The organism is Delftia sp. DS1230 (genome assembly GCF_040112715.1).
In the GTDB taxonomy this organism is placed as follows: Bacteria; Pseudomonadota; Gammaproteobacteria; order Burkholderiales; family Burkholderiaceae_C; genus Comamonas; species Comamonas tsuruhatensis.
On sequence record NZ_CP157763.1, the window covers coordinates 1338236 to 1350676 of the forward strand.

At 65.5% G+C, this 12441-nt stretch carries 12 protein-coding genes and 1 tRNA gene; 4 read left to right on the forward strand and 9 right to left on the reverse strand.

Going from position 1 to position 12441, the window contains the following annotated elements:
• Positions 1-182: 182 nt before the first annotated feature.
• Positions 183-446, forward strand: coding sequence for a YfhL family 4Fe-4S dicluster ferredoxin (locus AAN986_RS06025; RefSeq protein ID WP_016445695.1), 264 nt, complete (start codon positions 183-185; stop codon positions 444-446).
• Positions 447-450: 4 nt separating this feature from the next.
• Here the strand turns inward: AAN986_RS06025 and pth are convergent, their stop codons facing one another.
• From pth to AAN986_RS06060, 7 genes are all read right to left on the reverse strand, one after another.
• Positions 451-1074 carry an aminoacyl-tRNA hydrolase gene (gene pth, locus AAN986_RS06030; RefSeq protein WP_016445696.1) on the reverse strand — a complete coding sequence of 208 codons (624 nt, stop codon included), beginning with the start codon at positions 1072-1074 and terminating at the stop codon, positions 451-453.
• 124 nt (positions 1075-1198) lie between these two features.
• The gene (locus tag AAN986_RS06035) at positions 1199-1828 is read right to left on the reverse strand and encodes a 50S ribosomal protein L25/general stress protein Ctc (RefSeq protein ID WP_047217076.1); all 630 of its coding nucleotides are present in this window, start codon (positions 1826-1828) and stop codon (positions 1199-1201) included.
• 172 nt (positions 1829-2000) lie between these two features.
• Complete coding sequence (locus AAN986_RS06040) at positions 2001-2960, reverse strand: ribose-phosphate pyrophosphokinase (protein WP_026063011.1); 960 nt, start codon at positions 2958-2960, stop codon at positions 2001-2003.
• Between the two features lie 44 nt (positions 2961-3004).
• A tRNA-Gln gene (locus AAN986_RS06045) sits at positions 3005-3081 on the reverse strand.
• A gap of 29 nt (positions 3082-3110) precedes the next feature.
• Complete coding sequence (ispE, locus tag AAN986_RS06050) at positions 3111-3974, reverse strand: 4-(cytidine 5'-diphospho)-2-C-methyl-D-erythritol kinase (protein ID WP_047217075.1); 864 nt, start codon at positions 3972-3974, stop codon at positions 3111-3113.
• A 72-nt stretch (positions 3975-4046) separates the two neighbouring features.
• A complete protein-coding gene (locus AAN986_RS06055) occupies positions 4047-4559 on the reverse strand; it encodes an outer membrane lipoprotein LolB (RefSeq protein ID WP_046240494.1) in 513 nt (170 codons plus the stop codon).
• A 44-nt stretch (positions 4560-4603) separates the two neighbouring features.
• Positions 4604-6340 carry a tetratricopeptide repeat protein gene (locus tag AAN986_RS06060; RefSeq protein WP_338132700.1) on the reverse strand — a complete coding sequence of 579 codons (1737 nt, stop codon included), beginning with the start codon at positions 6338-6340 and terminating at the stop codon, positions 4604-4606.
• A gap of 113 nt (positions 6341-6453) precedes the next feature.
• Between AAN986_RS06060 and mutM the strand changes: the two genes are divergently transcribed.
• The 3 genes from mutM to mutY all read left to right on the forward strand — a co-directional run bounded on the left by mutM (position 6454) and on the right by mutY (position 10691).
• Positions 6454-7281, forward strand: coding sequence for a bifunctional DNA-formamidopyrimidine glycosylase/DNA-(apurinic or apyrimidinic site) lyase (mutM, locus tag AAN986_RS06065; RefSeq protein ID WP_016445702.1), 828 nt, complete (start codon positions 6454-6456; stop codon positions 7279-7281).
• A 337-nt stretch (positions 7282-7618) separates the two neighbouring features.
• Entirely contained in the window at positions 7619-9616 is a 1998-nt protein-coding gene (locus tag AAN986_RS06070; RefSeq protein WP_017405122.1) for a dynamin family protein, read from the forward strand.
• A 4-nt stretch (positions 9617-9620) separates the two neighbouring features.
• The gene (mutY, locus tag AAN986_RS06075; RefSeq protein ID WP_017405123.1) at positions 9621-10691 is read left to right on the forward strand and encodes an A/G-specific adenine glycosylase; all 1071 of its coding nucleotides are present in this window, start codon (positions 9621-9623) and stop codon (positions 10689-10691) included.
• A 22-nt stretch (positions 10692-10713) separates the two neighbouring features.
• Here the strand turns inward: mutY and AAN986_RS06080 are convergent, their stop codons facing one another.
• Positions 10714-10974, reverse strand: coding sequence for a hypothetical protein (locus AAN986_RS06080; protein WP_017405124.1), 261 nt, complete (start codon positions 10972-10974; stop codon positions 10714-10716).
• Entirely contained in the window at positions 10971-12404 is a 1434-nt protein-coding gene (gene creD / locus AAN986_RS06085) for a cell envelope integrity protein CreD (RefSeq protein WP_047217073.1), read from the reverse strand. Before creD ends, AAN986_RS06080 begins: the two co-directional genes overlap by 4 nt.
• Positions 12405-12441 lie beyond the last annotated feature (37 nt).

Below are 12441 nucleotides of genomic sequence, written 5' to 3' on the forward strand. Positions count from 1 at the left end.
CGGCCTTTGAAGGTGCATCGCTCCGTGCCGATCCGGCGCGTATGCTTGCCCGTGCAGCCTTCATGCGTATGAAGGGGGCAGGATAATGGCGCAATGACTGATGCCACCTTGCTGCAAGGCCCGTTCGGGATGCAAGGGCCTGCCCGGCCCGGAGCGTGGCGTGCGCTTGCGAGGGACCTGCCATGGCTTTGATGATCACCGACGAATGCATCAACTGCGATGTCTGCGAACCTGAGTGCCCCAACGATGCAATCTCCATGGGCGAGGAGTACTACGAGATCGAGCACAGCAAGTGCACGGAATGCGTGGGGCATTTCGATGAACCCCAGTGCGTGCAGATCTGCCCCGTGGCCTGCATTCCCGTGAATCCCGCCCACGTGGAAGACCGCGAGACGCTGATGCAGAAATACCTGCGTCTGCAATCCCAGGCTCCCGCCGCTTCCTGATCGCTCAGCCCTTGTCGCTCTCGGCTGTGGCCGGGCGCACGGGCTTGGGGCGTGGAGGCTTGGTGGTGTGGATCAGCAAGGTCGCCTTGTCCATGTCGCCCGCCTGCAGCTCGGGCCAGGCCTTGAGCGAATGGGCAATGCTGTCCTCGATCAGCTGGCGCTGGTCGGGCGCGGGCTTCTTGAGCACCCAGTTGGCGACTTCGGCCTTGTGCCCCGGGTGGCCTATGCCGATGCGCAGCCGCCAGTAGTCGGCCGAGCCCAGCTGGGCATGGATATCGCGCAGGCCGTTGTGGCCGCCGTGGCTGCCGCCGCGCTTGAGCTTGACCTGGCCTGGGGCGAAGTCCAGTTCGTCATGGACCACGAGGACCTCCTCGGGCTGGATCTTGAAAAAGCGCGCCAGCGCGCCCACCGATTTGCCGGACAGGTTCATGAAGGTCTGCGGCTCGAGCAGCCAGACACTCTCGCCACGCACGCTGGCGCGGGCCATGAGGCCGAAGTAGCTGCGCTCGGGCACCAGGTGGACCTTGAGTTCGCGCGCCAGCGCATCTATCCACCAAAAACCCGCGTTGTGGCGGGTGTCCTCATACTCCGGCCCGGGATTGCCCAGGCCGACAAACAATTTGATCATCGGGCGATTATCTCCATGGCGGCCGCAGCAGGCAGGCGATGGTGTTCACCATGCAAAAGGCCCACGCGAGGTGGGCCTTTTGCAGGTTGCGGCAGCCGCAGCCGCCGCAAGGGAAAGCCAAGAATTACTTCTTGCCCTTCTTTGCCGGAGCGGCCGGAGCCGCTGCGGGAGCTGCGGATGCATCAGGAGCCACTTCGGGCAGCTTGATGGAGATCAGGGCCGGGTTCTTGTTGGAGCCGCGCACCACAGCCTTCACGCCGTTGGGCAGCTTGACGTTCTGCAGGCCCAGGGTCGACTTGGAGGTCAGGCCGCTCAGGTCCACCTTGATGAACTCGGGCAGTTGAGCGGGCATGCACACCACGTCCAGTTCATGGATCAGGGGAGTGATGGTGCAGTTCTCGACCTTGACGGCCTGGGACTGTTCCATGCCCTCGAAGTGCAGCGGCACCTTCAGGTGAACCTTGGTCTTGTCGTCAACGCGCTGGAAGTCCACGTGCAGGATCAGCTGCTTGTAGGGGTGGAATTGCACGTCGCGCAGCACGACCTTGGAGGTCTGGCCGTTGACTTCCATGTCCAGAATGCTGGAATGGAACACTTCCTTCTTCAGGGCGTGCCACAGGGCGTTGTGATCGATCTCGATCAGTTGGGCTTCGGCAGCACCGCCGTAGACGATGCCAGGGGCCTTGCCCGAATTGCGCAGACGGCGGCTCGCACCCGTACCTTGCTTGGCGCGCTCAAAAGCGACGAATTGCATAACTAACTCCTAGATGGATGGACCGCGACCAGCCTCATCCGTTGATAAAAGAACGCCTGCCCCGTGCGGAACAGGCTGCTCTTGCGGTGTCCCGGGATGGTCCTGAAACCATCCCGGAACGCGCAAACCTCCCGAAGGAGGTTTGCTGGTTCAGACCACAGGGGCCGATATTTTATTCGGAGAACAGGCTTAGCACCGAATCGCCGGTGGAAATCCGCTGGATTGTCTGGGCAATCAGGGGGGCCACGGACAGTTGGCGGATCTTGCCGCAAGCCTGGGCTTCGGCGCTCAGAGGAATGGTGTTGGTCACCACGACCTCGTCCAGTGCACTGCCGTTGCCGATGCGCTCGATGGCCGGACCCGAGAAGATCGGGTGCGTGCAATAGGCGTAGACGCTCTTGGCACCACGCTGCTTGAGCACTTCGGCTGCCTTCACCAGGGTGCCGGCGGTGTCGATCATGTCATCCATGATCACGCAGTTGCGGCCGTCGATGTCGCCGATCACGTGCATGACTTCGGAGACGTTGGCCTTGGGGCGGCGCTTGTCGATGATGGCCAGGTCGCAGCCCAGCTGCTTGGCCAGCGCACGGGCACGGACCACGCCACCCACGTCGGGCGAGACAACGATCAGGTCTTCGTAGTTCTTCTGGCGCAGATCGCCCAGCAGCACCGGCGTGGCATAGATGTTGTCCACGGGGATGTCGAAGAAACCCTGGATCTGGTCTGCGTGCAAGTCCATGGTCAGCACGCGCTCGACACCCACGGCCTGCAGCATGTTGGCCACGACCTTGGCCGTGATCGGCACGCGGGTGGAGCGCGGGCGGCGGTCCTGGCGGGCGTAGCCGAAGTAGGGAATCACCGCGCAGATGCGCTCGGCCGATGCACGCTTGAGGGCGTCCACCATGACCAGCAGTTCCATCAGATTGTCGTTGGTCGGTGCGCAGGTCGATTGCACGACGAAGACGTCGCGCGTACGCACGTTCTGCTTGATCTCGACGGCGACTTCTCCATCGGAGAAGCGACCCACGTCGGCTGCACCCAGCGTGGTGCCGAGGTGCTGAACGATTTCAGCGGCCATGCCAGGATTGGCATTGCCGGTGAAGACCATGATGTCAGGATGATGTGAATGCATTGAGCGCCCCAGTACGATGGGTTTGCCTTGACGCGAAAGACGTTTGGCAGGGGAGGAAGGACTCGAACCCTCGCATGCCGGAATCAAAATCCGGTGCCTTTACCAACTTGGCGACTCCCCTACACAGGCCCTCTGCCGCAGGCAGACAGCCTATAAACTCTCATCTTTGAGCCAATCCTTGAGGGGATGGACCTGCAGATTTCTGCAAACTCTGACATTCCAGACGCCTGGGGCATTCTCGAAGTCGATTGTTTGCGTCAGTGGTGCAAATACTGCACTTCCCGAGCCCGTCATTCTAGCACGCAGTTTGAAGGACTTGAGCCAATCAATGGCTTTTTTCACTTCAGGCTGCAGCCTTTCGGCGACGGGCTGCAAGTCGTTCTGGCCAAAGCCATAGTGATCTGCAGCAAAGTCAGCGATTGTAGCATGGGCATGATCGCGCTTGAGGTCGGGGGCGCGGAAGATGGACAGGGTTTCCAGTCCCGCCTCGGGCTTGACCACCACGAACCGCTGGGGCGGCAGGGCATGGCTGTGCTCCAGCGGCGTGATGTGCTCGCCTATGCCCTCCACCCAGGCGGAGCTGCCGCACAGAAAGAAGGGCACATCTGCGCCCAGACCCAGTCCAATGCGCTGCAGTTCGCGCCGGGTCAGGTTCAGTTGCCACAGGCGGTTCAGCGCCATGAGGGTGGATGCCGCATCCGACGATCCTCCGCCCATCCCGGCCTGTGCCGGCAGGCGCTTTTCCACGCCTATGTGCACGCCCTGGCTGCAGCCGGTGGCCTGTTGCAGCGCGCGTGCGGCCCGCATGATGAGGTCGTCGGCAGGAAGGGCCATGCCCGAGAGGTCCTCGCGGCTGACGTTGCCGTCGCCGCGCTTGTCGAAGTGCAGCGTGTCGTGCCAGTCCAGCAGCATGAAGACCGATTGCAGCAGGTGGTAGCCATCGTCTCGGCGGCCGGTGATATGGAGGAACAGGTTGAGCTTGGCCGGAGCCGGCACGTCGTGGAGCGAGCGCATGGGCTGGAGAGGATGAGAGGGATGGAGGCGGGTGCGGCGGGATGGGGGTGCAGAGGGCGCGCCCGGCGCAAATCAGGGTGTGTCGAGCACGATGCGCAGCGCTGCCGGCGGCTGCGGGTCATGGCGCCGGGCGGACAGGCGGCCCTGCTCCATGCGGGAGAGGTCGACCTGCCAGCCTGCGGCTGCGGTGGCCCGGCCCCGCAGCCAGTCGAACAGGGCAGCGATGGGCAGGTCGCTGCCCGTCAGCTCTTGCACCAGCGTGGGCAGCGAGTCCGAGGTCTTGCGGTCCTCGCCTTGCTGCAGGCTGGCCTGTCCTGGCGCCCAGAGCAGGCGCGCCAGCGTCGATCCCAGGGGGGTGAACAGCAGCAACTCGCCGCGCTGGGGGGTGCCCAGCAGCTCGAAGCCTGCGCTGAAGGATTGGTTCTGCGCATCTTCCACCTGCAGCGCCAGTCGGCCCGACCAGTGCCCGGCGGCGGCCGGTGCTGCTGCATCGGCCTGGAGCTGGCGGGGTGGCAGGGCGCAGCCGGCCAGAGTCAGCAGCGCCGTGGCAGCAGCCGTGGCGCACAGCTGCCGGCGGATGAGCATGGGGCGCAAACGATGGGGCACGGGGTGGGGCACGGCGCGGCGGCTCAAAGCGAGACGCCCAGGCGGCGCAGGGTGTCGCGCAGCGTGGTGTTGTCGGGGCTGGAGGCCAGGCCCTGGCGCCAGATCTTCTGCGCGCGTTCGCGATCGCCCTTGACCCAGAGCACCTCGCCCAGGTGCGCCGCGATCTCCACGTCGGGGCGGGAGGCGTAGGCGCTTTCAAGCAGCTTGAGCGCTTCGTCCAGGTTGCCTTGGCGGAATTTCACCCAGGCCAGGCTGTCGGTGATGAAGGGGTCGCCTGGCGACATCTCCAGCGCCTTGCCCACGAGCTTTTCTGCTTCGTCCAGATGGATGCCGCGCTCGGCGAAGGAGTAGCCCAGCGCGTTGTAGGCATGCTGGAAGTCGGGCCGACGCGCGATGATGCCGCGCAGCAGCCGCTCCATTTCGTCATGCTTGCCGATGCGCTCCGCGAGCAGGGCCGTGTCGTAGGCCAGTTCGGCGTCTTCGGGGTCCTGTTTTTGCAGCTCGGCCTGCAGCGCATAGGCCTGGGCATTCTGATTGGCGTCGCGCAACAACTGCACTTCGGCCAGGCGCTTGAGCCGTTGCTGGCTGGGGCCGCTGGCAGGCACGGCTTCGATCAGGGCGCGCGCTTCCTTGAGCTTGCCCTGGCGTGCAAGCAGGCTCGCTCGGCGCGCCTGCACGCTCAGCAGGTTGGGGGCATCGTCGATGCGGCGCAGCAGGGCATCGGCCTCGTCGAACCTGCCTTGCTTTTCAGCGATCTGTGATTGCAGCAGGTAGTACTGGGACTGGCCGGCGCTGCGCGCCACGCCGGCAGGAATCTGCGGCACGAGCTTGCCGAAGCGCTCGGTGGACGCCTGTGCCGCACCCACATCGTTCGTTTGCAGCTGCAGGGCGGCCAGCGTGGCCCAGGCTTCGGCGTAGTCGGGCGAATCCATGGTGATGGAGACCAGTTGCTGCCGGGCCTCTTCCAGGCGCTGCTGACCCAGCAGCACGCGGGCATAGGCCATGCGCATCTGGGCTGACGGGTTCTTGGCCAGGTAGCGCTTGACGATGGGTTCCGCCTCCGGCATGCCGGCTTCCAGCAGCTCCATGGACAGCAGGGCCACGGGGCCTGTGTCGGGTGTCAGCGCCTGGGCCTTTTGCACGGCCTGCATGGCTGCGGCCTTTTGCCCGGCGCCCAGGCGCATGTGGCCGATGGTGGCCCAGGCCAGCGGGCCGCTGGCCAGATTGTCGGTTTCGCCGGCCATAGCCTGCTCGACCACATCGGCAGCAAGGGCCTTGTCGCTGGCGTTGTTGTAGAGCTGGGTGATGCCCAGATAGGTGGCGGGCTTGGACGGAGCCGGCGTGGCCTCGATCTCGCGCTTGAGATAGCTGCCGGTATCGGCGATGCGGTTCAGCGCCACCAGGATCTGGAGCACGAAGCGGTTGGCATCGCGTGACTGGGGAAAGGCGTCCAGCCAGGCGCGGGCATTGGCCAGTGCGCGCTCACCGGAGCGCGACTGCAGCGCCAGTTCCGTGCCACGGCGGTACAGCTGCTCGCTGCCGCTGGTGCGCGCAGCCTCCATCATCATGGCCTGGGCATCGCCCAGCGCGCCTTCGCTGGCAGCGATTTCGCCGACCAGGATCTCGTAGAACAGTTCGGCGTTGAGCGCTGCGCGCTCCTCTTCGGCAGACGCGGCGGCGGACGATGGAGGTTCCGGGGATTCCGTCTCGATGGTGGCTGCGGTCTTGCCAGGCAGTGCCCAGGCAGTGGCGGAACCCATGGCCAGGGCTGCTGCCACGGCGAGTCCCTGAAGGCGAAGGCGATGATCCATCGAATCATAATAATCGAAGCCTCGGCCCGCATTTCGCACAACCTCAGTACAACCCGGATCGCATGCCCGAATTGCCAGAAGTAGAAGTCACGCGGCGTGCGTTCGCCTCGCAGATCGCCGGAGCGCGCATTGAATCCGTGGCGCTGGGCAAGCCATTGCGCTGGCCTCTGGGCATTGCCCCCGAGCTTCTGACCGGGCGCGAGGTGCACAGCGTGCGCCGGCGCGGCAAGTACCTGCTGATGCAACTGAGCGAAGGCCTGCTCATGCTGCATCTGGGCATGTCGGGCAGCCTGCGTTTCGTGGCGCCGCACGAGTTGCCGCTGGGTCCGGCGGGCGCGCATGACCATTTCGATCTGCACACCAGCAAGGGCCAGCTGCGCCTGCACGATCCGCGCCGGTTCGGTGCGGTGATGTATGTGCCGGCCGAGAACGATCCCTGGGCGCGCAGGCTGCTGGACCATCTGGGAATGGAGCCGCTGGATGACAGCTTCCTGTTCGAGACCTTCAAGGCCGGTCTGAAGGCCAGCCGTACGCCCATCAAGCAATTGCTGCTGAGCGGCAGCGTGGTGGTGGGCGTGGGCAATATCTATGCGTCCGAAGTGCTGTTCATGGCACGCATTGCGCCCACGCAGCCGGCCTGCGAGGTGGGGCCGCGCAAGGTGCGCCGGCTGTTCGAGGAGATTCGCCGCGTGCTGGAACTGGCGGTGGAGCAAGGAGGCACGACGCTGCGTGATTTCTCGGCGCCCGACGGCATGGCAGGCCACTTCCAGCTGCAGGCCAAGGTGTATGGCCGCGAGGGCCAGCCCTGCACGCATTGCGGCTCGCCCATACAGCTGCTGCGCCAGGGCCAGCGCAGCACCTACTTTTGCGCGCGGTGTCAGAAAGCGTGAGATGGCCTCAAAAAGAGGAGCGGATTCTCAACGTCTCGTAACGCTTGTGGAGGCCAATCTGCGCGAGATTCATATCGGGTCTGTGCGGGAGGCTCACATTTCTGAAAAATCACCCTCAGCCGCGCTGGATTGATGGTGAAATATTGTTTCATTTGTAAATAAACGATGTTTTGCCCTGAATCCCCCCGTTCCAGGGGCCGGCCTTGGGGCGCTGCTGCGGGCAAAACGGGGCGACGGTGCTATATTTTGACGAGAAAAGGCATCACGCTTGCGGCGCAATGTCGAGGCGATCACTAAGCATCGGCAGGCATTGGCGATGCAATGGCGGGGGAAACACGTGGGACCATCATTCAACGAGCAATTCGACCAGCACGGCGCATGGCGCCGTGGCTTTGCGCAGCAATTGCATGCGCTGCGCGAATGGTTGCAGTCCCAGGAGCTGCTGGATGTCGCTGTGCAGGAGCGGCTGCAGCGGCTGGAAGCCCAGGTGCGCGGCGACAAGGTCATGGTGGCTTTCGTGGCCGAGTTCTCCCGCGGCAAGTCCGAGCTGATCAACGCAGTCTTCTTCGCCCACTACGGCCGCCGCCTCATGCCGGCCAGCGCAGGTCGCACCACCATGTGCCCGGCCGAGCTGGGCTGGGAAGCCGAACTGCAGCCCAGCCTGCGCCTGCTGCCCATCGATACGCGCGAATCGCTGGAAAGCCTGGGCCAGTGGCGCGCCCGGCCGGAGGCCTGGCTGCAGCTGCCGCTGGATGTGAACAATGCCCAGCAGATTGCCGACACGCTGGCCAAGGTGGCCGAGGTGCGCAAGGTGTCGGTGGATCTGGCGCGAACCTGGGGCTTCTGGCATGACGATGACCAGGGCGGCAATCCCTTCGTGGATGAGCAGGGCCTGGTGGAGGTGCCCATGTGGCGCCACGCGCTGATCAACATGCCCCATCCCCTGCTCAAGCAGGGGCTGGTCATTCTGGATACGCCCGGCCTGAATGCCGTGGGTGCCGAGCCCGAGCTGACCGTCAACCTCATCCCCCAGGCCCATGCCGTGGTCTTCGTGCTGGCGGCCGATACCGGCGTGACCAAGTCCGACCTGGCCATCTGGCGCGACCATGTGCTGCCGCCCGATGCGGCGTCGGGCCAGCAGGCACTGGCCGATTCGCGGCTGGTGGTGCTCAACAAGATAGATACGCTGTGGGATAGCCTCAGCTCCGCGACGCAGGTGCAGGCCCAGCTGCAGCGCCAGCGCCAGGAATCGGCCCAGATGCTGGGCCTGCCTGTGGAGCGGGTGTTGCCCGTGTCGGCACAAAAGGGCCTGGTGGCCAAGGTCTCCGGCAACGAGGCGCTGCTGCAGGCCAGCGGGCTGCCCATGTTCGAGAACATGCTGGCCGAGGGCATCATGGGCCAGCGCCAGAAGGTGCTGCAGACGGCTGTCAGGGCCAATGTGCAGCAGTTGCAGGTCGAGGTGGAGCGCGTGCTCAATATCCGCCGCCGCGACCTGGACGACCAGATGGCCGAGCTGCGCAGCCTGCGCGGCAAGAACGCCAGCGTGATTGCCTCCATGCGCAACCGCATCGAGAGCGAGCAGCGCGATTTCGATGCCAGCGCCGCCAGGATCCAGGCCGTGCGCCTGGTGCACATGCGCATGCTGCGCGACATCTTCCGCCAGCTCGGTTCCAGCGCGCTCAAGCAGGAACTGGTCGATCTCAAGGAGGCGCTGGAGCAGCGCGGCCTGAAGCTGGGCGCGCGCAAGGTCTACGCGGAAACCTTCGAACGCCTGCGCACCGTGGCGACCCGGGCCCAGGCGCAGGCCGGCGAGATCCAGTCCATGCTGGGCGCGACCTTCAAGGAACTCAATGCCGAGTTCGGCTTCTCGCTGCAGGCTCCTGCGCAGCTGGAGCTGACCGAGTTCGGCGGCGACCTGCAGCGCATCGAGGCCAGCTACACCCAGTACCTGGGCCTGGGCCACGCGCTCAGACGCAGCAATCCCGCGTTTGCCCAGCGGCTGATCAAGGCCCTTGCCATGCGTCTGCGCACGGTCTTCGAGTCTGCGGCCAACGACGTGGACATGTGGAGCAAGTCCGCCACGGCCCAGCTGGATGCCCAATTGAAAGAGCGCAAGCGCAGCTTTGCCCGCCGCATCGAAGCGGTGGACCGCATCCAGAATGCGGCTTCGGGCCTGGTCGAGCGCATTGCCGAAATCGAGGCCGCCGACGAACAGCTCACGGCCTTGCAGCTGCAGCTGGGACAGGCCACCATGGAACTGCTGCAACCCCTGTCGCCCACGCCCGCCTTCCCCGGCCTGGCAAAGGCTGCACAGGAAACTTCACTGACTGCTTGATATCTTGACCTTTCCCTCGATTGCCACGCCCGTCGTGCAGTGGCAGGCGTCGCATGGACGCAATCACCTGCCCTGGCAGCAGACGCGCGATCCCTACCGCGTCTGGCTCTCTGAAATCATGCTGCAGCAGACCCAGGTGAGCACCGTGCTGGGCTACTACCAGCGCTTCCTTGATGCCTTTCCCGATGTCGCCAGCCTCGCGGCCGCACCGCAGGATGCCGTGCTGGCGCTGTGGAGCGGCCTGGGCTACTACAGCCGTGCGCGCAACCTGCACCGCTGCGCCCAGGCTGTGGTCCAGGAGTGGGGTGGTGCCTTTCCACGCAGGGCCGAGGATCTGGCCACGCTGCCCGGCATAGGCCGGTCCACGGCGGGCGCCATCGCGTCCTTTTGCTTTTCCGAGCGCGTGCCCATCCTCGACGCCAATGTGCGGCGCGTGCTCACGCGCGTGCTGGCTTTCGATGCCGATCTGGCCGTGGCCAGGAACGAGCGCGAACTGTGGGACCTGGCCCAGCAGCTGTGCCCCACCGAGGACCTGCAGCAGGCCATGCCCCGCTATACCCAGGGCCTGATGGACCTGGGTGCCACCATCTGCACGCCGCGCAAGCCCAGCTGCCTGGTCTGTCCGCTGCAGCCGCAGTGCCGGGCGGCCCGCTTCGGCAATCCCGAAAACTACCCCGTGCGAACGCGCAAGCTCAAGCGCAGTTCCGAGGCCTGGTGGCTGCTGATCGCCGTGGACGGGCAAGGCCGCGTCTGGCTGGAGCGCCGCCCGCAGCAGGGCATCTGGGCGGGCCTTTATGCGCCTCCTGTGTTCAATGAACGCGAGGCGCTGGAGCAGGCCGCCGCACGGCACTGGCCCGCCGCACGATCCGCCGACTGGACCGAGCTGCCGGCTTTCCTGCATGTGCTCACCCACCGTGATTTGCATCTGCATCCGGTGCGCGTGCCTGTCCATGGCAGCGGCCCGGATGCTGCCATGGCAGACGGCCAGGGCTGCTGGGCCGATGCCAGGGCCTGGGCCGACATGGGCCTGCCGGCCCCGGTGCGCAAGCTGCTGGATGCGCAGTTTGCGGGCTGAAGCCCAAGGCCGCCGCGTCTTCCTAGAACGTGCGGCGCGGCAGGAGCAGGGCGCAGCGCAGCAGCATCCACGCCAGCCATTGTTCACGTGCGCCCGGCTTGCGCCGTGCGCGTGCGGCGGCCTCGGCAATGTGCAGACGCAGGCTGAACAGGGCCTGGCGGTCGCCCCTTTGCACCGCCTGGTGCCAGGCCTGCTCGCAGCGCTGGCGTTCCAGCGCCTGATCGAGCGGGCTGCGCACGCCGGGCACATCGGCCGTGCCATGGGTGTCGGTGAGGACGTTCATGGCTGCAGCGCTCCCACGGTTGGGCGGGTGCCTGCGTCTGCATCGCCGCGGTCGCCATCCTGCCGGCCAAAGGCATACCAGTCCACATGCCGTGTGCAGACCATGATCAGGGCCAGCACGGCGAACAGCGCGATGGAGCCCACGATGAGCGCGCTTTGCTCCAGCTGCAGCAGCACATACAGCAGGCCGTAGAGCGAGGCGATTCCCGCAGCAAACGGCAGGCCGCGCTGCAGGCTGCCCAGGATGTGGCTCGCGTAGTAGGCCAGCAGCAGCACGCAGGCCGAGGCAGCAATGCCGTAGGCGCTGGCAAATCCCATGTGCTCCGACAGGCTGATCAGCAGCAGGAAGAAGCTGCACAGCGCCGATCCCACCAGCAGGTACTGGATGGGGTGCACGCGCAATTGCTTGAGCACCTCGAACAGGCCGACGGCCACAAAGGTCAGCACCACGAAGAGCAGGCCGTACTTGGTGGCCCGGTCGCTCAGCGAGTAGGCGTTGATGGGGTCCACGAAGTCGGTGTCCAGCGACTCCAGGCAGGGGCCGCTGCTGGGCGCGTGCGCCGTGGCGGCGTATTCCTCCATGTCGCGGCGGCCTGGCTGGCACAGCGGTTGCTGGTCGGTGAAGGCCTGGCGCGCGGAAGAGGCCAGTGCCGAGAGATTCCAGCTGGCGTTGAATCCCTTGTCGCTGACTTCACGCCGGTTGGGCAGGAAGCTGCCGCCGAACGAGGGGTGGGGCCAATCGGCCGACAGCTGGACCTGGCTGTGGCTGCCCAGCGGCACGAATGCCAGCTTTTCGGTGCCCACCAGTTCCAGGGCAATCTTCAGCTCAAGGGGCTCGTCCTTCTTGAGCAGGGCAGGCGCCAGCTCCGCCTGCAGGCCTTGCGAGTAGCGTTCCAGCGAGGTGCCGGGTCCCACGTCCAGGCTCTTGCCGCCGGCCTCGATGGTGGCCGAGCGTATGCCGCGCGGATCGGTCAGCGACAGCGCCACGCGCAGTGCGCCGCAGCGCACGGCCTGGTTGGCTGCCGCTTCGATGGACGGCTTTTCCAGGTAGTGCGCGGCATGGGTGAAGCTGGCGCTGATGCTGTCCTGCATGGCGTAGGTGCTGACTTGGTGCAGGCCGCGCGAGCGCTCTTCCATGCGTGCCGTTGCCTCATGGCGCAGTTGGTCGGGCAGCAGCATGCGCTGGAACTGGCGCGTGGTCCATTCCGTCTTGCTGCCCTTTTCTATGCCGGTGGTCTCGGTGCAGTTTTGCACCAGCACCGGTCCCATCAGCGTCTGGCGTCCGGCCAGGCTGGCGACCACGCCCTGCACGGCGTTGTCGCGGTTGCGTATGCGGTCGCGCACCACGTCATGTACCAGGCCCAGGCCCAGCATCAAAAGGCCCAGCATGACCAGCAGGGCCACGCCTTTGGCAAGCAGTCGGTTCTTCATTCCACATCCCGTTCGTTGATCGTGGACGCAGTCTGGG